This window comes from Pseudoalteromonas sp. SR45-4 (assembly GCF_014163535.1).
Classification (GTDB): domain Bacteria; phylum Pseudomonadota; class Gammaproteobacteria; order Enterobacterales; family Alteromonadaceae; genus Pseudoalteromonas; species Pseudoalteromonas nigrifaciens.
Genome location: NZ_JACJDO010000001.1, coordinates 65,766 through 87,409, shown reverse-complemented (window position 1 = coordinate 87,409; position 21,644 = coordinate 65,766). Strand labels below are relative to the sequence as shown.

The 21,644-nt window shown below is 39.9% G+C and carries 20 protein-coding genes and 1 other RNA gene; 12 read left to right on the top strand and 9 right to left on the bottom strand.

Annotated features, from left to right (window positions below; all coding sequences use genetic code 11):
* Positions 1-5: 5 nt before the first annotated feature.
* The 3 genes from H5058_RS00400 to H5058_RS00390 all read right to left on the bottom strand — a co-directional run bounded on the left by H5058_RS00400 (position 6) and on the right by H5058_RS00390 (position 3,368).
* A complete protein-coding gene (locus H5058_RS00400) occupies positions 6-1,088 on the bottom strand; it encodes a trypsin-like peptidase domain-containing protein (protein ID WP_179806972.1) in 1,083 nt (360 codons plus the stop codon).
* Between the two features lie 99 nt (positions 1,089-1,187).
* The gene (locus H5058_RS00395; RefSeq protein ID WP_086995406.1) at positions 1,188-2,540 is read right to left on the bottom strand and encodes a Do family serine endopeptidase; all 1,353 of its coding nucleotides are present in this window, start codon (positions 2,538-2,540) and stop codon (positions 1,188-1,190) included.
* 393 nt (positions 2,541-2,933) lie between these two features.
* Complete coding sequence (locus H5058_RS00390) at positions 2,934-3,368, bottom strand: YhcB family protein (RefSeq protein WP_011329183.1); 435 nt, start codon at positions 3,366-3,368, stop codon at positions 2,934-2,936.
* A 125-nt stretch (positions 3,369-3,493) separates the two neighbouring features.
* Between H5058_RS00390 and zapE the strand changes: the two genes are divergently transcribed.
* The 8 genes from zapE (at position 3,494) to H5058_RS00350 (ending at position 9,991) form a co-directional block, all read left to right on the top strand.
* Positions 3,494-4,582 (top strand): cell division protein ZapE, encoded by a 1,089-nt coding sequence (zapE, locus tag H5058_RS00385; protein ID WP_182676493.1) that lies wholly within the window; start codon positions 3,494-3,496, stop codon positions 4,580-4,582.
* Positions 4,583-4,897: 315 nt separating this feature from the next.
* A complete protein-coding gene (gene rplM / locus H5058_RS00380; protein ID WP_011329180.1) occupies positions 4,898-5,326 on the top strand; it encodes a 50S ribosomal protein L13 in 429 nt (142 codons plus the stop codon).
* Positions 5,327-5,334: 8 nt separating this feature from the next.
* The gene (gene rpsI / locus H5058_RS00375) at positions 5,335-5,727 is read left to right on the top strand and encodes a 30S ribosomal protein S9 (RefSeq protein WP_086995409.1); all 393 of its coding nucleotides are present in this window, start codon (positions 5,335-5,337) and stop codon (positions 5,725-5,727) included.
* Between the two features lie 525 nt (positions 5,728-6,252).
* On the top strand, positions 6,253-6,843 hold the full coding sequence (gene petA, locus H5058_RS00370; RefSeq protein ID WP_011329178.1) for a ubiquinol-cytochrome c reductase iron-sulfur subunit: 591 nt from the start codon (positions 6,253-6,255) through the stop codon (positions 6,841-6,843).
* Positions 6,843-8,108 (top strand): cytochrome b N-terminal domain-containing protein, encoded by a 1,266-nt coding sequence (locus H5058_RS00365; RefSeq protein WP_011329177.1) that lies wholly within the window; start codon positions 6,843-6,845, stop codon positions 8,106-8,108. The genes petA and H5058_RS00365 overlap by 1 nt, the downstream gene beginning before the upstream one ends.
* Positions 8,105-8,848, top strand: coding sequence for a cytochrome c1 (locus tag H5058_RS00360; RefSeq protein ID WP_011329176.1), 744 nt, complete (start codon positions 8,105-8,107; stop codon positions 8,846-8,848). The genes H5058_RS00365 and H5058_RS00360 overlap by 4 nt, the downstream gene beginning before the upstream one ends.
* Positions 8,849-8,927: 79 nt before the next feature.
* Positions 8,928-9,554: a stringent starvation protein SspA gene (gene sspA, locus H5058_RS00355; protein WP_011329175.1), complete on the top strand. Its 627-nt coding sequence runs from the start codon at positions 8,928-8,930 to the stop codon at positions 9,552-9,554.
* On the top strand, positions 9,554-9,991 hold the full coding sequence (locus H5058_RS00350; RefSeq protein ID WP_011329174.1) for a ClpXP protease specificity-enhancing factor: 438 nt from the start codon (positions 9,554-9,556) through the stop codon (positions 9,989-9,991). Before sspA ends, H5058_RS00350 begins: the two co-directional genes overlap by 1 nt.
* A gap of 272 nt (positions 9,992-10,263) precedes the next feature.
* Here the strand turns inward: H5058_RS00350 and dolP are convergent, their stop codons facing one another.
* Genes dolP through H5058_RS00330 form a run of 4 tightly spaced genes read right to left on the bottom strand, consistent with a single transcriptional unit; the run spans position 10,264 to position 13,713 of the window.
* A complete protein-coding gene (dolP, locus tag H5058_RS00345; protein ID WP_182676491.1) occupies positions 10,264-10,830 on the bottom strand; it encodes a division/outer membrane stress-associated lipid-binding lipoprotein in 567 nt (188 codons plus the stop codon).
* The gene (locus tag H5058_RS00340; protein WP_011329172.1) at positions 10,823-11,416 is read right to left on the bottom strand and encodes an SIS domain-containing protein; all 594 of its coding nucleotides are present in this window, start codon (positions 11,414-11,416) and stop codon (positions 10,823-10,825) included. The genes dolP and H5058_RS00340 overlap by 8 nt, the downstream gene beginning before the upstream one ends.
* A 34-nt stretch (positions 11,417-11,450) precedes the next feature.
* Positions 11,451-11,822 carry a YraN family protein gene (locus H5058_RS00335; protein WP_011329171.1) on the bottom strand — a complete coding sequence of 124 codons (372 nt, stop codon included), beginning with the start codon at positions 11,820-11,822 and terminating at the stop codon, positions 11,451-11,453.
* 13 nt (positions 11,823-11,835) lie between these two features.
* A complete protein-coding gene (locus H5058_RS00330) occupies positions 11,836-13,713 on the bottom strand; it encodes a penicillin-binding protein activator (RefSeq protein WP_182676489.1) in 1,878 nt (625 codons plus the stop codon).
* 61 nt (positions 13,714-13,774) lie between these two features.
* Here H5058_RS00330 and rsmI point away from each other — a divergent pair, with 61 nt between their 5' ends.
* Both rsmI and rnpB read left to right on the top strand, forming a co-directional pair.
* A complete protein-coding gene (rsmI, locus tag H5058_RS00325; RefSeq protein WP_086995415.1) occupies positions 13,775-14,632 on the top strand; it encodes a 16S rRNA (cytidine(1402)-2'-O)-methyltransferase in 858 nt (285 codons plus the stop codon).
* 43 nt (positions 14,633-14,675) lie between these two features.
* An RNA gene (gene rnpB, locus H5058_RS00320) (RNase P RNA component class A) lies at positions 14,676-15,040 on the top strand.
* Between the two features lie 109 nt (positions 15,041-15,149).
* Here the strand turns inward: rnpB and H5058_RS00315 are convergent.
* Positions 15,150-16,229, bottom strand: coding sequence for a mechanosensitive ion channel family protein (locus tag H5058_RS00315; RefSeq protein WP_011329168.1), 1,080 nt, complete (start codon positions 16,227-16,229; stop codon positions 15,150-15,152).
* Between the two features lie 114 nt (positions 16,230-16,343).
* Between H5058_RS00315 and H5058_RS00310 the strand changes: the two genes are divergently transcribed.
* On the top strand, positions 16,344-17,303 hold the full coding sequence (locus H5058_RS00310; protein WP_011329167.1) for a YihY/virulence factor BrkB family protein: 960 nt from the start codon (positions 16,344-16,346) through the stop codon (positions 17,301-17,303).
* Between the two features lie 60 nt (positions 17,304-17,363).
* Here the strand turns inward: H5058_RS00310 and H5058_RS00305 are convergent, their stop codons facing one another.
* Complete coding sequence (locus H5058_RS00305; protein WP_256620715.1) at positions 17,364-20,387, bottom strand: EAL domain-containing protein; 3,024 nt, start codon at positions 20,385-20,387, stop codon at positions 17,364-17,366.
* A 335-nt stretch (positions 20,388-20,722) separates the two neighbouring features.
* On the opposite strand from H5058_RS00305, the gene H5058_RS00300 reads away from it, so the two are divergent.
* Positions 20,723-21,565 (top strand): pirin family protein, encoded by an 843-nt coding sequence (locus H5058_RS00300; RefSeq protein WP_086993251.1) that lies wholly within the window; start codon positions 20,723-20,725, stop codon positions 21,563-21,565.
* Positions 21,566-21,644 lie beyond the last annotated feature (79 nt).

The following is a 21,644-nucleotide window of genomic DNA, read 5'->3' as shown; positions in this document are numbered from 1 at the left end:
TTTTATTAAAGCTTAGTTTCAAGCTCTGCAACCGTCACCATTATTTTTTCTATTTTACCATTGCGGTACAGCTCAAATTCTATTTCTTTACCGGGTTCGGTATTGCCTATTTTTTCTAACACTTTTTGTGGGTTTGCTACCGAAAGTCCTGCTATTTCAATTACAATATCTTGCTCTTCAATACCGGCCTGCCAAGCTGGGCCTAGTGGATCTAAGTTAGTAATACGCATACCTGCCACGGGCGTTAGGCTGTCGTTTACTTCTTTGCCTGTGCTATCTACAGCTGTCCCCTCAAAGCCTAAGTAGCCACGAACCACTCGGCCATGACGAATTAGTTTTGCCATAACCTCTTTTACTAAAGAGTAAGGAACCGCAAAAAATATTCCCTGTATGTTTAAGTTTTCGCGAGTTTTAAATTGCGCAGAAGTAATACCGACTAAATCACCATTGGAATTAACTAATGCACCGCCCGAATTGCCTACATTAATGGCTGCGTCCATTTGCAATAAATTATTATAAGGACTGTCGGTGATTTTTTGTTTGCCGGTGGCGCTAATAATGCCTTGGGTAATGGTTTGCCCTAAATTTAAAGGGTTACCAATGGCCAGTACAATGTCGCCAACACTTGATGAGTAGTCATCGTTAACAGGAATAACAGGTAAGTGATCGGCATTAATTTTTAAGAGCGCAAGGTCAGTAATAGTATCAAAACCAATAAGCTGTACATCAAAAAAGCGTCGGCCATCGGTTAATATAACCAGTATTTGGTCGGCATTATTAATCACATGATAATTGGTAAGAATATAGCCATCTTGCGACATGATCACGCCCGAACCTAGTTCTTGTACGGTGTTTTGTTGTTTATAGCGTGGTTCTTTAGAGATACTTTCTGAAAAAACGGTGACTACCGAAGGAGCCGCACGCTTAACCGCATCTGAAAAGCTTAAATGGTTGCTACTCATAGCACTGGGCAGTGGCACATTAGGCAGCAATGCAGTGCGCATATTAGGACTAAAAAAAACCACTAAAAAAGCAATACCTAGGCCTGCAAATAGAGGAGGGAGTATAAATTTTAAGATTTTTAGCACAAGATTCTTATTGTTAGTGAGCAATCTCTTTATGATGGCCAAAAAAAATAACAGCGGCAAGTGCCGCTGTTACTTTTATTGCATTTTAACGGTTATAAATTATTGAATGAGTACAAATATAGACTCACGACCGCGTTTTACCCCTAATACAATGTTGCCTTTGATGTTTTCAATGATCTGGTTCATATCATTTATGCTTTCTACGCGCTGGCGATTTACTTGCACAATAATATCACCTTCTTCAAGACCAACACGCGCTGCAGGAGAGCGCGGATCTACCGTACTAACTTCAATACCCTTAGCGTTATTTTTCTTAACGTTTTCTAATGTGGCACCTTGAAATGCAGGGTGTAATTCTTCGCCAGTTGCGGTAATACCAGATGCGCCATCTAGGGTTACTTTAACGGTTTTTATCTTACCATCGCGGTAAATACCTAATTTAACGTCTCGGCCTTCGCCTAAGGTTGCTATTTTACTGCGTAATTCATGAAAGCCGCTAATATCACTACCATTAATGCTAATAATAACATCGCCTGCTTGTATGCCCGCTTTGCTGGCTGCAGTGTTATCCATTACTTGCATAACATACGCGCCCTGTTTTACGTCAAGCTGCTGTGCTTTGGCAAGCCCAGCATCGAGAGGGCGACCTGATATTCCTAGCGAGCCACGGCGAACTTCACCGTGTTCAATAATTTGATCAACTAAGTTTTTCATCATATTAGAAGGAATAGCAAAGCCAATACCTACGTTACCGCCAGATGCGCCTAAAATTGCGGTGTTAATTCCAATTAGCTCGCCATTTAAATTAACTAATGCACCACCAGAGTTACCTTGGTTAATAGCGGCATCGGTTTGAATGAAATCTTCGTAACCTTCAATATTTAAGCCACTGCGACCAAGTGCGCTTACTATGCCAGATGTAACCGTATGGCTTAAACCAAATGGGTTACCAATGGCAACAGCAAAGTCGCCCACCCGTAAATTATCAGAGTTAGCTAGCTTTACTGCGGTTAAATCATCTGCATCTATTTGTAATAAGGCGATATCAGACTCTTTATCAGTGCCAATTTTGGTTGCCTCAAACTCTCGGCCGTCTTCAAGGGTGACTATCATTTTTTCGGCGTCTTGGATCACATGGTTGTTAGTGACCACATAACCTTTCTTAGCATCAATGATAACCCCTGAGCCTAACCCGCTAAATTGACGTTTTTGACTGCGAGGTTGTGGGTTACCAAAAAAGAACTCCAGCGGATCGGCGCGGCGACGTATTTCTTTTGAGCCCGAAACCTGGATACTGACAACACCAGGAGTTATTTGCTCTAACATAGGCGCAAGTGTTGGTAATTGTTGGCCATTTACTGCAATCGGCATTTTTGCGTAAGACGTAACCGGGCTCAATAATAGGCTAGTAGACAAAATAGCTGCGCTGATAAGTGATAATTTCATTTTCATAGTCAGGGTTTACTCCACTTAGGATAAGCGAAAACAAAAAGGGCTACTTTAAAAGCAGCCCTTTTCGGTTTATTTAGGGCCTGTTGACCTTTCAGGATTGTAATTTGTTCTATCTAGAGGGGATTTAATCGCGGCGCGAGATTTGTAACCTAGTGGGCTAAGTAAAAACCGAGCAACAATGAGTAAATTCCCCCTAGGACGAACCCAAGGGCAGCGCATGTTTGTTATTTATGCTGCGTTATCGCCTGTTTATGTGAAATAACCACATGGCACAGGCTCTGCCTTGCCTAAAAATCAAACATACTGCTGCAAATTCAACCTCGAAAGAAAAACAGGCCCTTTAAAACAACAAAGCTGTTATATCTAAAGACTATGGGGTTGAAAAAAAGTTCATCAAGATGCTGTTGAAGATTTTGCTTCGCCAGCAAACAAACCAGACTCACCCGATACGTAATCAGCCGGCTGTGCATCGGCGTTAGAGCGATCTGAGCGGCGCTCTTTAAGTGAAGCTTGTAACTGCTCAGTCATCTCTTTAGAGAAAAAAGGTTCAGCAGGTGCTTTATTTCTGTCCTCTAGTAACAACTGATTAGTTTCTTCAACATGGCTAAGTAACTGATCGTAATTGTCTTTCATTTTAGTTACTAACTTACCAGTATTTGCTAAGTGATCAGCTACATCTTGTCGATATTGCTCTAGCGTATTTTTTGCTTGTTCAACCTGCTCTTCTAATTCATCATGCTTGAACTGTTTTTTAGTGACAAATGCACCGATGAAAAATGCGGCTATAGCAACAATAATAACTAAACCGACCCATGTAAATGTACCCATAAATATCACCTCTTTGGGAAAATAACTAACGAATATCTTAAATCAAACTAAGTCTAATATACCCTGACTAATGATGCGTGTTAATATGCTTTGTAAATTAAACTGCGTTTTAACTGTAAATAGATATGACTCCTTGGCAAACATACCAGCAAGACCTCAAGCGTGATGACTTTGTATACGACGCAGCACAAGAAAATGCTGTACGTCATTTACAGCGCTTATATGATGATTTAACTCAAGAAAAACCGCAACCTACCGGTTTTTTTGCAAAGCTATTTAATAAAACAGAGCCTGCACCTATAAAAGGTTTGTATTTTTGGGGCGGAGTAGGGCGTGGTAAAACGTATTTAGTTGATACCTTTTATGAAGCACTACCGGGGCAGCGTAAAATGCGCGTGCATTTTCACCGCTTTATGCACCGAGTACATGACGAGCTTAAAAAATTAAATAAAAAAGAAAATCCACTAGAAATAGTAGCTGATATTTTTAAAGCCGAAACCGATATAATTTGTTTTGATGAATTTTACGTTCAAGACATTACCGATGCTATGTTACTTGGTGGCTTAATGGAAGCACTGTTTGCTCGTGGCATAGTGTTAGTTGCTACGTCGAATATTATTCCCGATGAGTTGTATCGAAATGGCTTACAGCGCGCGCGCTTTTTGCCCGCGATTGCGCTTGTTAATGCAAATACAGAAATAGTAAATGTCGATTCGGGCATAGATTACAGATTAAGAACTTTAGAGCAGGCAGAGATATTTCACAGCCCACTCGATGAGCAAGCCGATAAAAACCTATTTGAATACTTTGATAAGTTATCACACGAACAGGGTAAATCTAATACCGCCATTGAAATTGAAGGGCGCATGATTAAAACCCGTAAAGTATCTGATTGTGTTGTAATGTTTGAGTTTAGCGAATTATGTGAAACCGCGCGTAGCCAAGTAGATTACATGGAAATTAGCCGTTTATATAACACAGTTATTTTGTCTAACGTAAAACAATTTGGGCAAGTGAATGACGACGCAGCAAGACGCTTTATTGCATTAGTAGATGAATTTTACGAACGCCACGTGACTTTAATAATTTCGGCAGAAAAACCCATTACAGAGCTCTATACTCAAGGTAATTTAAGCTTTGAGTTTAAACGCTGCATAAGTCGCTTACAAGAAATGCAGTCGCTAGAGTATTTAGCGAAAGAGCATTTAGCATAAAAGTTAGCGTCTTAGGGCTAATTTACTCTTTTGAGGAAAGGGCTCAATGCTAGAGCCCAATACACAGCGAAGGTCTCTTTAATATAAAGTGCCTAGCAGTTAAAAAATTTGTGGAAAAAACAACCCGCCGGTAGTAATGCAATAAAAGTGCTGATATACTCCCGCTCCTGCCACGTTGCGTTCTATGCCTTCATATAGTCTAGCCACTTGTGAGCGGCGCAAAAGTCTAAAACTCGAAGGGGTTATAGCAAACTTAGAGCAGTAGTTAATATTAACTACTTGTGGTTTTAATTGAAAAACATTGGATTTTTATAAATGAAAACGTTTGTTGCTAAACCAGAAACAGTAAAACGTGACTGGTACGTAGTTGACGCTGAAGGTAAAACTTTAGGTCGCATCGCTACTGAAATCGCTCTCCGCCTACGCGGTAAGCATAAAGTTGAATATACACCGCACGTAGATACTGGTGATTATATCATCGTTATCAACGCTGAAAAAGTTACTGTAACTGGTAACAAATTCAAAAACAAAGTGTACTATTCACACTCTGGTTTTCCAGGTGGTCTTAAGTCTACTACTTTTGATAAACTTCAAGCTGCAAAGCCTGAAATGATCATCGAAAAAGCTGTTAAAGGCATGTTGCCACGTGGTCCTTTAGGCCGCGCTATGTACCGTAAACTTAAAGTTTACACAGGTACTGAGCATAACCATGCTGCACAACAGCCTCAGGTTCTAGACATTTAAGGAGCACCATCATGGCAAATCAATACTACGGTACAGGTCGTCGTAAAAGTTCTAGTGCTCGCGTGTTCTTACGCCCAGGTACTGGTAACATCGTAATCAACAAGCGCTCTTTAGAAGAGTACTTTGGTCGCGAAACAGCACGTATGGTTGTTCATCAAGCTCTAGAGCTTGTTGATATGACTGAAAAGTTTGATCTTCACATCACCGTTTCTGGTGGTGGTACAACTGGTCAAGCTGGTGCAATCCGTCACGGTATTACTCGTGCACTTATGGAGTTTGACGAGTCACTACGTCCACAACTTCGTAAAGCAGGTTTCGTAACTCGTGATGCACGTAAAGTTGAACGTAAGAAAGTGGGTCTTAAGAAAGCGCGTAAGCGTCCACAGTTCTCAAAACGTTAATATTTACGTTATCAAGAATTCAAAAACCCAGCTTATGCTGGGTTTTTTGTTTTTCGCGACATAATAAATGGTAACTTTGACGATAGGTAATTGATAAAATCAGCGTGTTTAATGAGCAAAAGTAAAAAAACACTCAGTGAATACTAAAAAAGTTAAATAATTATCGTAATTAGTTTAAATCCATCAGTTAATTGGTGAATTTTTTTGCTACAATTGGCTGGCAAATAATGTGAGCAGGTTTAGCCCTAGCAAATGCAGTTGTTACTGCTTGTTTTGGTGAGGTTGACCTGAGTCAGTATATTATTTTTACAGAAGCGATATGATAGTCATTCGGCTTCATACTCGAGCTAACTTAATCTATTTTTTGAGCAAGTCAGGATTATTCGAGCATGGGGCTGTGAGTAACCTTGTTTTAAACAAGGATTTAAATATGATCGTTTCTATTTTATAATTCAAAAAAATTAACCTGCTGTAACTGATGTTCTCAATATAGCAAGTGTTGAGAATCATAGTGGAGATAAGTGGATGAGCAATGCGCCTGTAGACAATGGCCGACGTCGCTTTTTAACCATAGCTACCTCTGTTGTTGGTGGTGTTGGTGCGGCTGGGGCTGCTGTTCCTTTTATTGCGTCTTGGAATCCAAGTGAGCGAGCTAAATCTGCGGGTGCGCCTGTAGAAGTAGACATAAGCAAACTTGAGCCAGGACAATTAATACGTGTCGAGTGGCGTGGTAAACCTGTATGGGTTGTATCACGGACCCCAAAAATGCTTGAGCAAATGAAAGGACATGAAGATCAACTTCGTGACCCGCATTCGCAAGAGCCACAACAATTAGAATCATCAACAAATGATTACCGTTCATTGCGTCCAGAAATATTTTTGGCTGTAGGTATTTGTACTCATTTAGGATGTTCACCTAGCTTTTTACAAGGTGGCTTTGGTGAAAAAGTGGAAGGGACTGACGACGGTTTTTACTGTCCATGTCATGGTTCTAAGTTTGATATGGCTGGCCGTGTATTCCAATCGGTACCTGCACCATTAAACCTAGAAATACCACCATACACTTTTCTTGATGAAACCACTATATTAGTGGGCGAAGAACAAGGAGTGGCCTAATGTTTGGTAAGATTATTGGTTGGCTAGACGACCGTATACCATTGACACGTGTCTGGAACATGCATATTGCACAGTACCCAGCACCTAAAAACTTTAACTTTTGGTACTTCTTTGGCTCACTAGCTATGTTAGTACTAGTTAACCAAATTCTTACAGGAATTTGGTTAACTATGAACTATGTACCTTCTGCTGAGGGGGCGTTTGCATCAGTTGAATACATCATGCGTGATGTTGATTATGGCTGGTTATTACGTTATTTACACTCAACCGGTGCATCAGCGTTTTTCATCGTTGTATATTTGCATATGTTCCGTGGCATGATCTACGGTTCTTATCAAAAACCACGGGAATTACTGTGGGTATTTGGTATGTTTATTTTCTTAGCGCTAATGGCCGAAGCATTCATGGGGTACTTATTACCATGGGGGCAAATGTCATTTTGGGGTGCACAGGTAATCATTTCACTATTTGGAGCAATTCCGGTTATAGGTGATGATTTAACACTTTGGATCCGTGGTGATTACGTAATATCAGGTGCAACGCTTAACCGCTTCTTTGCATTGCATGTTATTGCTTTACCATTAGTTATCGTGATTTTAGTATTTTTACACATAGTTGCACTACATGAAGTAGGGTCAAATAACCCTGAAGGCGTAGATAACAAGCGTAAAAAAGGTACGGTAGCTGAAGAAGATAAACCTAAGTTTAAGTTCCATGAATATTATACTGATAAAAAAGATATTCTTGATGCGATCCCGTTCCACCCTTATTACACAGTAAAAGATATTGTGGGTGTGGTTGGTTTCTTAATATTGTTCTGTTGGGTGGTGTTCTTTATGCCAGCCATGGGTGGTTTCTTTTTAGAAGCGCCAAACTTTGAAGCGGCTAACCCGCTGAAAACACCAGAGCATATTTTTCCAGTTTGGTACTTTACGCCATTTTATGCAATCTTACGTGCGATCCCTGATAAGTTAATGGGTGTTGCAGCAATGGGTGCATCTATTGTAGTGCTTGCGTTATTACCTTGGATAGATCGTGGTTCAGTTCGCTCAGTTCGTTACCGTTGTGGTTTCCACAAATGGAACATTGCAGGCTTTGTTGTTACTTTTGTTCTTTTAGGTTGGGTTGGTGCAACACCACAAACTGACATGAAAACAATTGTTTCGCAGATATGTACTGTGACTTACTTTATGTTCTTCGTACTGTTATTTGTATACAGTAAGAATGAAAAAACTAAGCCATTGCCTGAGAGGTTACTGAAATGATGAAAAAGCTACTTATTGGTTTATTTGCTTTATCAATTAATGTGTTGCCGGCAATGGCTGCAGGTCCTTCAGTGGCATTATTAGATGCTGGTAATGACCTAACAGATCAGCCTTCGTTGCAACGCGGTGCTAAATTGTTCATGAACTATTGTGTTGCTTGTCATCAAATGCAATACCAGCGTTATGAACGTACTTTTCGTGATATCGGTATTCCAACGGAAATTGGCGCAGAACAGTTAATTTTTGACGGTTCAAAAGTAGGTAGCCATATTACCAATGCGATGGCGAAAGAAGATGCTGAAAAGTGGTTTGGTGCTGCGCCACCAGATTTAACTAACGTTGCACGTGTTCGTGGTTCTGATTGGATATATACGTATTTAAAATCGTTCTACAAAGATGAGTCACGTCCATTTGGCGTAAACAATACATTGTTTCCATCTGTAGGTATGCCGCATGTTCTGCAAGAACTACAAGGCTTACCAACAGCTATTACAGAAGAAGTAGAAGTGAATGGTCATACTGTGACCAGAATTATTGCTACTGAAACTGATGGCTCAGGTGAATTAAGTGTAGATGAATACGACCAAGCTGCTCGCGATTTAACCAACTTCCTTGAGTACGTGGGTGAACCTTCACGTCTTGAGTCAGAAGCAATAGGTATTAAGGTAATTGGATTTTTATTCATCCTATTTATCTTGGCATTTATGCTTAAGAAAGAATACTGGAGAGATGTTCATTAAGTTTGAACATGTTTAAAGGTAATTTTGCAATAGGGGCTTAAGCCCCTATTGCTGTTTTAGTTATTTAATGGAGGTAGGCATGGCCGTAGCTGCCAATAAGCGCCCTGTAATGACCCTTTTTTCTGGTGCTAACTGTATGTATAGCCACCAAGTACGCATTGTACTTGCTGAAAAAGGTGTAAGTGTAGATATTCATTTGGCTGAAAAAGATAACCTGCCAGAGGCACTTCACGAAATTAACCCTTACGGTACAGTGCCAACACTGATTGACCGTGAGCTTGGTTTATATCAGGCAAATATCATCATGGAATACCTTGATGAACGTTTCCCTCATCCTCCACTAATGCCTGTTTACCCGGTAATGCGTGGCCGTAGCCGTTTAATGATGCACCGTATTGATACTGATTGGTACAGCCTAGCTGACAAAATCACTAACAACGCACCAGATGCTGCTCAAGCTCGTAAAGAGCTAACAGAAGCATTGCTTGCGGTTGCAGCAATCTTTAGCGAAGCACCTTACTTTATGAGTGAAGAGTTTAGCTTAGTAGATTGTTATCTTGCTCCACTATTATGGCGTTTACCTGAATTTGGTATTGAGCTTAACGGTGCAGGTTCTAAAGAGCTTAAAGAGTATATGATCCGCTTATTTGAGCGTGAATCATTCCAAGCTTCTTTAACTGAAACTGAGCGTGAGATCCGTTTATAATGACGCCTAATCGTCCTTATTTATTACGCGCTTTTTTTGATTGGATTGTTGATAACGAATGCACGCCACATTTAGTGGTTGACGCTGATTACCCTGCAGTACAAGTGCCAACACAGTTTGTGCAAGACGGACAAATTGTATTAAACATAAGTCCTTCAGCGGTAACGCAGTTTTCGTTAGATAATGAGCAGCTTAGCTTTAGCGCGCGGTTTGGTGGTCAGCCAATGCAAGTGTATGTGCCTTTAAGGGCTGTACTTGCAATATACGCGCGTGAAAATGGCGAGGGTACGGTCTTTACAGCAGATGAGTTTTTAGAGGACGAAGACGATTTTGCTCCAGATTTTGAAAGTGTTGATTCATCAGCAAATTATGTTGACGAAACACCACCAGAAAAGCCTGAAAAGAAAAAAGGTTCGCATTTACGTGTTATAAAATAATACATTTTATAATCTGTTAATGATAAAAGAAAAACCGCTAATAAGCGGTTTTTTTATGTCTGTATAAAAGTAAAAGGTTTTAGGTATTAGGTATTAGGTAGAGATTAAGCCAAGCACAAAGTTTCGCTTAAGGCTTTATGCCTTAACGTTTGCGGGAGTGGGCTGCGAGACGTGGGTTAAGGTTGATTGTTGTAACGGCGGATTTTCCCACCGGTATAAAAAACCTTGCAGTGTTAACTACAAGGCTTTTATATTCCTCGAACCAGCTATCTTTACAAATATTCAAATACTTTAATTACGCGCTCAACACCCGATACATTACGCGCAATATTTACTGCTTGCTCTGCTTCTGCGTCAGAAACTAAACCCATCAAAAATACTTCGGCATTTTCAGTCACTACTTTAATATTATTACTACTAATATTTTTAGCGGTTAATAGCTGTGCTTTTACTTTTGAGGTTAACCAAGAGTCATGAGTTTGGGTAGTCACCCCAGTATTTGAACCAATACGAATTTGGTTATGTATTTTTCGAATGCCAGCAACACTCTCAATGGCTCTATTAGCTTCGTTTTTCATTTCTTCATTGGCAACTTGGCCAACTAATAAAACAATGCCATTAACGCTTACAGCGCTAATATGAGCAAATTTATGCAAGCGATCTACTTCACTAATTGCAATGCTAGCTTTTATTTCAATATTGCTGTCATCGATCTGAGAGCCAATTGTGCGACGATCGTTTGCAGCTGTTATTGCACTAGCAGTACCAGCAACCACTGCGGCTGCACACCCTTGCAGTAATACAACCGTGCCTAAAATAATAAGGGAGCGTTTAAACATAATTTTCATCCTGCGGGAAAAGCGTTAAATCAACCAGTTCACTTAAACAATGTAAGTTAACTAAATGCGACTCGATAATACGGCTTGGGCGTTTAGAAGGCGTTCTAATCTCAACATCATTAGGGCCAAGTAAACCAACTAGCTCACCGCCGTCATCACCAACCATAACTATGACCTTCATATCCTTAGTTAGTGCCGCCTCTACCGCTGAAATAATTTGTTTTTCATTACCATTAATAGCCAGTGCCAGCAGTAAGTCACCTTGTTGAGCAAAGGCACGTACTTGACGAGCAAACGTGTCGTAATCGTCAACCTGAGTACTTTGCCCTAAGTTAATACTCTCTTGCGATAACGCAATAGCTGGCAGGCAAGGGCGCTCGGTTTCATAATGATTAACTAAAACACCTGCCATGTGTTGAGCAAGCATATGGCAGTTAGCTGTACCGCAACAAATAAGCTTATTGCCGTTGATCAGGCTTTGAGCAATGGTAAAAGCGGCTGACTCTAATGCACTGGGTAATACCTCACCCGCTGCTATTTGTACCTGAATGCTTTCTGTAAAAATTTCTTTAATTGTGTCTTGCATAGAATACCAACAATTTATACCTAGTTCTTTGTTTTTAAAATACGTTTTTGAGCCAGTTAATATGCATAGACGGCTCTCCAGTGATTGCTACATAATCGATTCTTAACGGCTGATTTGTTAGGTTTTTAGCGGCTAAGTAATGATAAATACTGCGTTTTAAGCGTGCTTGTTTTTGTATACTTAATGCGTAATTAGCGCCGCCGCGAGCGTGGTTTTTACGAAACTTAACTTCCACAAAAACCAAAGTGTTACCGTCTTTCATAATTACATCAAGTTCGCCAAAGGGGCAGTAATAGTTACGCTCAATTGCTGTTAACCCTTGAGAAACTAAATACTTTTGTGCCTGGAGCTCATAATACTGGCCTTTTTCACGACTGTTTTGCCACAGCTGTTTAAACCAAGACATGTCGCCCCCTTAGTTATTCGGTAATGTATAAGTCACTGGCTGATTGCATAAATAACGGCACAGGGCGTTGTGTTTTTAGTTGCACTGCCTTAATCCGACGATTGGTATATTGTGCCCAGTCTAATGTGCGTTCAATATGCCCGCTGGTATTAACCGAGAGCTTACCACTTAAACCGCTAAACTGATTCCCAGGGGAAAGACTTAGTTGTTTAATGTCATGTAATATAGTTACTGCATCGTAGGCCATAGCAAATAAACGCTGACTTATATCGGCGTGCTCTGGCCACAATGTTTCGTATTGCTGGCGAAGATTATGCTGTTTAATTTGCGACTTTAACATCCAAGGAAGTTCGGTAAAGTATAAGCCATCTAAGTCGCCTTTATCGGTACGATCAATTTGGCTACTATGGCTTTTAGAACTAGCATAAAGCGGGATCCTATCAGCAAATGTACTTACATTAACGTCTAAATACGGCTTTATTAAACGGGTTTCTATTGCATCGCCTAAAATATAAATAGCGTCTATATCGCTGCGCGAGCGTGTTTCGTTTTCGACTTCTTGCTTAAATAAAGTTTTAACGGTTTTGATCCGCTCTTTACTTTTATCAACTTCAAGTAAGCTGGTAATCGTATCAGGCATGTCTTGATTACTGTTATAAAAGCCAATTTGTGGTTTGGTTTCGCTATAGCGTTGCCACTGCAGGTTAAAGTAATCAACCAAACGCTGCCCGTTTGCATTATTAGGCGCAAGTAACATAGGCTTTTGGTAGCCCTGAGCTAAAAAGTGCTCTAATGCTTGTTGTACTTCATGCTCGGGATTAAGGGCAAAAAAGTAGTGCTGTAACGAAAGCCGCTCACCATCAAAGGTATTTAAATGCATAGTAGGTATGTCTATAAGCACTTGCGCATTAGCAAGTTTATCTATATTCGCTTTTAACAGTGGACCAACAACAAAGTCGGGTTTTATTTGCGCTATTTTAGCCGTAATTTCATCAACATCACTGTTTTCATCAATAAAAATGGTTTCATTAATGCTTTGCTGATCAAGTGCTGCGAGCACGCCGGCTTTAAGTGCATCACCTAAGCGTTCATTAGCACCAGATTGCGGCAGTAGTACAACTAAACGCTCTATTATTACAGGCGTTAAGTCATTCACTAACTCATCTTGTTTAGGTAAAACTACTTTAGCAGGGTGCCCGGGGTAGCGTCTCAACCAATTATTAATAGCTTGGTCAAGTTCAACGGCACTGCCAGTATAAACTTGATGGTACAAAGCAAGGTTAACCCAACCTTGTTGAATAACCGACCCTCTGTTAAAGCGTTCAAGTGTATAAGAGGAAAGCTTTTTTAAGTTATCCCATAAGTTTTGGTTTAGCTGTGCAATATCAATATTGTTTTTAGTAGCAGACTCAGACGCTGCAAAAAAGTAAGGGGCTGCGCGTTTCGCAAAGTCTTGCGATGCATACACACTGGCGGTTAAAAATTGATGCCAGGCAAAATGTTCAGGCTGTTTAAGTTGACCATCTAACGACTGCAAAATAACTAACGCTTGAGCGTTTTTATTTTGCTGCTTTTGCGCAAACGCAATATAAAGACGATTTTGAATCTGATCAACACTTGGGGTTAATTCTAACTCACCGCATACCTTTTCTAATAACGACCAACTTTGCTCATTCACTGCAGCATCGCGGGCACTATAAAGTAGCTGTATTTTATCGGCACCTTGGCGGTTTTTCGCCAATTGGTAGATAGATAACGCACTATTAGCTTGGTTTTTTAGTGCATTGGCACTGTTACTGAAGTTATCACTGTTTTTAGTTGGTTTTTCGGTTGTGCTACACGCCGATAACCCTGACAATATAATTAATAGACTAACTAGTTTAAGTCGCACAATGATTTCCCAATACGTTAACGCGATTTGCTTATATTACTGACTGACGCAGGAGACCTCAATGTTAAATGAGGAGAATTCACAGAAAATTGGCACTCTTTACATTGTAGCCACCCCAATTGGCAATTATGACGACTTAAGTCAGCGTGCAATCGCGACATTATCGCAAGTTGACTTAATCGCTGCTGAAGACACACGCCATACTGGCAAGCTACTTAGCCACTTTGGTATCAAGGCTAAAACCTTTGCTTTACACGATCATAACGAAAAGCAAAAAGCACAACAAATTATCGATCAGCTCAATCAAGGCTTAAATATAGCCTTAGTATCAGACGCAGGCACACCTTTGATCAGCGATCCTGGCTATGCGGTGGTTAATTTATGCCGCGAGCAAGGCGCACATGTTACACCCATTCCTGGAGCATGCGCTGCAATAACCGCTGTATGCTGTTCTGGCTTACCAACTGATCGCTTTCAATTTGTTGGTTTTACACCAGCAAAAAGTAAAGCACGCCAAGAATTTTTTATTGATGCAGTTAATTCTGGCATTACTAGCATAATGTATGAAAGTACCCATCGTATTATGGCAAGCCTTGATGACTTAGCCGAGGCACTTGGCGATGATCAGCAAGTGGTGTTTGCTAAAGAGCTGACTAAAACCTTTGAAACATTTTTTAATGGCAGTGTGAGTGAGTTAAAAGCATTTTTAACTAACGATCCTACCAAGCAGCGCGGCGAAATAGTACTCATGTTGCCGGGTAAACCTAAGCTAATAGACGACGTACCGCCTGAAGCACGTAAAATGCTAGCGCTGCTTGAAAGCGAAATGCCAATGAAAAAAGCCTGCGGTATTGTAGCCGATTACTTTGGTATGAAAAAAAATGCGCTGTATAAAACAATAATTGACGAAAAAGGGTAAATCTTTACTGCGCTTGGCATTATCCTCAGGTATAATCCGCGCCGAGTTAGCCAAGATAATCGCTGCCTGTGACGAAAATGATCAGGGGGAGGAAAGTCCGGGCTCCATAGGGCAGAGTGCCAGTTAACGGCTGGGGGGCGCGAGCCCACGACAAGTGCAGCAGAGAGAAGACCGCCAATCTTCGGATTGGTAAGGGTGAAAGGGTGCGGTAAGAGCGCACCGGGCCGCTAGTAATAGTCGGTTGCAAGGTAAACTCCACTCGGAGCAAGACCAAATAGGGTTCCTTATGGCGTGGCCCACGTTGGAACCGGGTAGGTTGCTTGAGCCATAGAGCGATTTATGGCCTAGACGAATGATTATCACTTTCTTCGGAAAGGACAGAACCCGGCTTATACGGCTAACTCACTCATTCAATAAAAAGCCCGCAGTGCAAACTGCGGGCTTTTTTGTGTCTAAAATAAAAGTAGGCTCGATATAACCTGATACGACCTTATAAAACTAGCTCCCTGATTTTTAACTAGATAATATTTTTACCTTGCTCGGGATCGCGGGATTGATCTGCTTGCTCGCGTATTTCATCGGTGTCGCTACTTACGTCATCTAAGTTTTTGGCTTGAGCTTGTGTTTCTGATACTTTTTTAGTTGGCGCTATAGGCTCACTTTTTTCTGGGGTTACAGCTTCAAGGTTAGGATCGCTAAGTATAATGCGTTCTCTGGCATCGTCTGGCATGCTGATGTTATGACTAGTAAATTCGTTTACTAATTCTCGCATTAGCTGTGAGGCCACTTTAGCGGTACTGAACTGCTCGCTATTAACCCAAAAAAATAACGTAAAGTTAATTGTTGATGAGCCTAGGTTTTTAATTAATACCTGCGCAGGTGGATCGGTTAATACTGCGTTTTGTTGGTTTGCAATTGTGAGGGCTAGGGTTTGTGCGCTGCGTATATCGTTATCATACCCTATGCCTATTTCTACTTTGCCGCGCATTTTAGGGTTGGCAGTGAGGTTTTTAATAATATTTTTGTACACAGTGGCATTAGGTATTTGAATATGGTTACCGTCGTAGTCAACTAAAGTGGTTGCGCGAGCGGTTACTTTTTTAACTATGCCGAGGCGGCCTTCTACCTCAATTACATCATCTATTTTAAAAGGGCGTTGTATGCTTAATAATAAACTAGCTATAAAATTTTCGGCAATATCTCTAAATGCAAAACCGAGAATAAGCCCTATCAAACCTGTGCCACTCATTATAGCTACGGCAAACTGTGTCAGCCCAGCTAAACGTAAAAACAAGTAAATACCCAATAGTAGGATTAAAATACTTATACTTCGTCTTATAACCAGATGAATAAGTGCACTATCGGTTAAATATTCAATAGGTTTAATTAATAGGCGTGATAACGGCCTGGCAAGGATGTAACTTATTACAACTATAATAATCCCTAAAAATAGGGTGGGTAAGGTTTGCACTACTACATGTAGGAATTGCATGCTTTGCTCTTGCAAAAACGCCCACGACAATACATCGGCTTTAATGCTTGGAGTAGCAGGGGCTGCATTAACTGCAGTTATAATGTTATTTAAAGCACTGAGCATGGGTGTTATCCGTGTTAAATCATCTTTATAAACAATAATAGCAAGTTTAATACCAAGCGCATTGGTGTTGGCAAACATTTTGCTCTCTTACTGCTATATAACAAAGGAGTTAAAATGAGCGATGTAAAACGTGGTCAAGATGCACAGCAACCAGTAAATATTCCGTTGCTTGGTTGGTGGGATATTACTAAGCGTATTTTTACTCAAATGAGTCGTGATAATTTATCGTTAGTGGCCGCTGGCGTGGCATTTTATGCGTTACTGGCTATTTTTCCAGCGCTTGCTGCACTTGTATCTATTTATGCCTATTTTGCATCACCTACAGATATAGGGGCGCATTTAAGTCAGGTAATTGAGCTGCTACCAGAGAGTACCGGAGAGTTAATTTTGTCACAAATAGCCAGTATCGCCCAAAGCTCAAGTACTAGCTTGAGTTTGAGCGCAATTGGCACATTAATATTAACTATTTGGAGTAGTTCAAAGGGCAGCCAAGCATTAATTACAGCCTGTAATATAAGTTATCAGGAATATGAAAAACGCTCATTTTTTAAAGCACAACTTGTACGCTTTCTGTTTTCGATTGGCGCTATTGTGGTGGCTATTTTTGCGCTGTTAATTATTGGTATTTTACCGGTAGTACTTAATTTAGTGGGATTAAAAGAAAATATAGATTTACTCATCACGTTTATTTCATGGCCATTATTAGCATTTACTTTTAACTTTGCCTTAGTGCTTTTATACCGTTACGCGCCGCATCGTAAACCTGCTAAATGGCGTTGGATCACCTTAGGATCTGTTATTGCGACAATTTTATGGATAGTCGCTTCAATTGGTTTTTCATTTTATGTATCGAAATTTGCCAGTTATAACGAAACTTATGGCTCGTTAGGTGGGGTGGTTATTATGCTGATGTGGCTATACATTAGTGCTTATATTGTAATTTTAGGGGCGACAATTAATGCTGCCTCAGAGCAACAAACTGCAATAGATAGTACAATAGGCCCAGATAAAAAAAGAGGTGAGCGCGGAGCCTATGTTGCCGATCATCTTGATGTGAAAGAGCTTAATAGGTAAGTAACTTTACAAGTACTCATAATAGAGTACTTGGGTAATGTTTGGTGCCTAACGCTGTGGTTATTTTAGTGCAATGATTTGGCTTGTGGTTAGTAAGCTCATAAACTGCTCTTTAGGTAAGGGTTTTGAAAATAAATAGCCTTGCCCATAGTCGCAACCAGCTTCAAGTAACAGTTGCATTTGCTGCTTGGTTTCTATTCCTTCAGCAATTACTTTTAACCCTAACTGATGCGCCATAACGATAATGGTTTCGCACAATACCAGCTCCTGGCTACCTTTATTAATGTTATCAACAAAGCGTTTATCTATTTTAAGGTAGTCGGTATCCATTTCTTGTAAGTAAGCGAGAGAAGAGTAACCGGTGCCAAAATCATCAAGGGCTAATTGCATTCCCGACTGAACCAGTGCCTTTAAACGGCTTTGTGTTAAAGCCTCAGGGTTGACCATTAAGCCTTCTGTTATTTCAGCAACAATTGATGATGCAGGCAGGTTTGCTGCATTAAGCATAGCTCCCCACTCATCTATCCCGCTATCTGGGGTAGATAGCTGTATTGGCGATACATTAACGCTCAGCTGAAAATCATTGGTTATGTGTGCTTTTATATCATTGAGTGTTTGTAATGCTTGGGAGAAAACAAATTGCCCAAGTATATTTATTTGTCGGGTTTCCTCAGCTAACGGAATAAAGTCAGCAGGGCTTATTAAGCCTTTTTCAGGGTGACGCCAACGAATTAATCCTTCAGCTTTGTGTACGTGCAAGTCTTTTAGGCAGACGATAGGTTGATAAAACAATTCAAACTGCTCAAGCTCTATTGCTGTTCGTAATTCTTTAAGTAGCAGCATGCGCATTTGCGCTTTTTCGCGCATGTCATGGGAGAAAAATTCAAAGCCATTACGGCCATTAACTTTTGCTTTATACATTGCTTGATCGGCTGCTTTGAGTAACTGCTCAGTATTTTCGCCATCATTAGGGGCTGAGGCAATACCTATACTGGCACTAATAAACAACTCTTCGTTTTCAATATAAATAGCCGATGACAAGCTAAGTAAAATATTTTCAGCTATTTGCTTTATATGCTGTTCTTTAATTTTACTAAATACGATTACAAATTCGTCGCCGCCAATGCGGGAAACAAACTCGGCATTTTTTGCTGACTCTAAAATACGCTGCGACACAAATTTAAGTAAAGCATCACCATAATGGTGCCCTAAAGTGTCGTTAACGTCTTTAAAGTGATCTATGTCGAGCAACATAATAACCAGTTGCTCGGCATTATTTTCTACACGCGTAAAACATTCATTTAAACGTTTTTTTAACTCTAATCGATTCGGTAAGTCAGTAAGGTGATCAAAGTGAGCTTGTTTCCAAATAAGCGCATCGGCTTGTTTTTTTTCTGTTAAGTCTGTAAATATGGCTATACGACGAACCGGCATGTTATTGTCATCATACACAGTATCTATAGTTAACCATTCCACGTAAAGCTCACCATTTTTACGGCGATTAATAATTTCTCCCTGCCAACGCCCCGTGCTTGTTAGTTCTGCCCACAGAGCCTGATAAAATGTCTTATCGTGCTTGCCAGAGGACAAAACACTGATCGTTTTATTAATTACTTCTTCTTTAGAAAAAAGCGTGGTTTTACTAAAAGCAGGGTTAACATCGAATATAATGCCATTTTCATCGGTTATAGCCATTCCTTCACTACTGTTACCGTACACAAGCGACGCTAAGTGTAGGGCTTCTTCATTTTGTTTGCGCTGGGTTATATCGCGTAGCACTACTACAAACTCATGGTTAGTTTGCATTGGGTTTATTCTGGCTTCAAAGCTTTTAATATCAGTTTGGCTTTGCAAGGTAAACTCTAAGTTACTTGAGCTTTTTGAAGTTGAAGTAGGGAGGTTATTGAGAATTAACTGTGCATTACGCTCAGTAACAAAACTAGCTAAAGTTAAGTTGTTTACCGATTGCGTAACATCAGGAATATTAAATGATCCCCCAATATTAGAAACATCACCTTTGTTGTTAATCTTTAAGTAACTATCTGGCAGCGCACTTAATAAACTGGTTAACTCATCGTGTTTATTTTTAAGGTTAGCCTCAGTAGCTAAGCGAGTTTCAGCCATTATTTTAAAGCGTTGATATAAAACCTTGAGTTCGGGGCTGTTAGGAGTGTCATTTTGCTCAGATGGCATAACGCCATTTGCTAAGCTGTCGGTTGCTTTAGTTAGGTTATTAATAGGTGTAAAAATACTTACTTTAAGTAGTTTGTAGGCAATAAATGTTAGCAGTAATAAAAAGATTATAAATACAGTTAAAGAGATTATAAAGTTATGATTTATTTGTGCTAAAACATCGGTGACGGGTAAACCAATATAAATATCTAAGTTGTTATTATGTGGATCGTTATAAATAGTTGAGCGAGAAAAAATACGGATAACACCTTGCTCATCTGTAATAAAATGAGAATCAGCCTGCATCGACTCCACATAACTTTGGGCAATGCTATTACCTATTAAAGTAGTGTTTTTGGGGTAGTGAGCTAAAATTTTAGTGTTAGAATCAACAATGGCAACTAACGATCCATCAGGTAAGTTAATTTCATTTATTGCTGCATTCCACCAATCTAAGGCAATCACAATTATAACAGCGCCTTTGGTAACCCCTGCGGTATTTTTTAACGACAGCGCAAAATTCACCGTTGTTGTTTGTAAACTTCGATCTAGCTGAAAATAGCCTACAGATAGCATGTCGCTATTTAATGCATTTTTAAAATAATCTCTATCTGCAATATTTATATTTTTTACTTGCCCCGATGTGGCGCAACTAACATTCCCCTGCAAGTCAATCATGCCAATATTAGCAACATTATTGTAGAGTGACTTAAATAGCTCAAAATAGTTAGGACAGGTGGTTAGCAACTCATCATGCTTGCTTTCTTGTTGTGCGATATAGCGCGCTAAACGCTCAATATCGTCAAGCATATTTTTTTGTTGTAATGAAAAACGGTTGGCAATATTGGTTGCTTGTAGCTCACTTTGCTTAATTGAATAGTTACGTTCTAGTAATAACGTAAAAATGATCACAGCGACCCCAGGAATGCTAAATAAAATAAGCAAACGGTAAAGCTGATTTTTAAGTGAAGTGGTAAAAATAATAATGCCTTAATAGAGATTTACGCCAAAAATAATTGTAGCTAACTTTTTGTTTAATAACCATATAAATAATATGGATTAAAGTGTTACTTATTAAACAAAAATCAGCTGTAATAACTACTATAACAGCAAGTCATTTTATAACAGTAATGTTTTAGGATAAAAGCTAAAATTCGTTTAAAAAGAATAAATGGTACGAATTAAACATATATACGTAAATTTTCAGTGTGATTAAATAGTGTTATCTACTTTATTGGAGCAATAAAATGAAAGTAATTAAACAACTAAGTGCGCACGCAACCCAAGATGGTGATGGCGTTAATATTAGTAGAATTCCCGGTTTTGATGGCAAGCACCTAGATCCCTTTTTAATGATTGACGAACTAAAGTCAGATAATAAAAACGATTACATTGGCGGTTTTCCTGCGCATCCTCATCGTGGTATGGAAACCTTTACCTATATTATTAAAGGTGGCTTTGAACACCGTGACCAAATGGGTAATAAAAAGGCCATAAAAGCAGGCGATGTACAATGGATGAGTACAGGTAAAGGGGTAATGCATAGTGAAATGCCATTGGCAGATGCCAATGAAGGGTTACATGGTTTTCAGATATGGATCAATATGCCCAGTGCAGAAAAAATGCGCGCACCAATTTACCAAGATACAACAGCGCATCCTGCGCCAGTTGCCACCAATGATAATGGAGTAACACTTAAAGCATTGGCAGGCACATGGCAGTTTGCCGATCAGGCTTTAACATCAAGCCTACAAACGCTCGCTGCAAATGCCGCTTTAGCTGATGTAACTTTACCTGCAGGACAGCGTTTTGAGTTGCCACCACTGAGCCAGCAAAAAGTGATGCTATATATTCATACCGGTTCGTTAACTACGCAAGCAGGTAACGTTATTGCAGCAAAACAGCTGTTAATACTAGAACCAGGGAGTGACATTGACTTATATACAGAGCAAGGAGCAGGTGTGCTTATTTTAGCTGGTGATGAGCTTCAACAACCAATTGCTCACATGGGGCCATTTGTAATGACCACTGAAGCTGAAATTCAGCAAGCTATTCGTGATTATCAAAACGGTGAGTTTGGTAATATTTAGAATCGCCGATTTATGATCAATGATCAATTAAGCCGCTTAACAAAGGCTAAAGCTATCAATTAGTGCTGCGCTATTATTT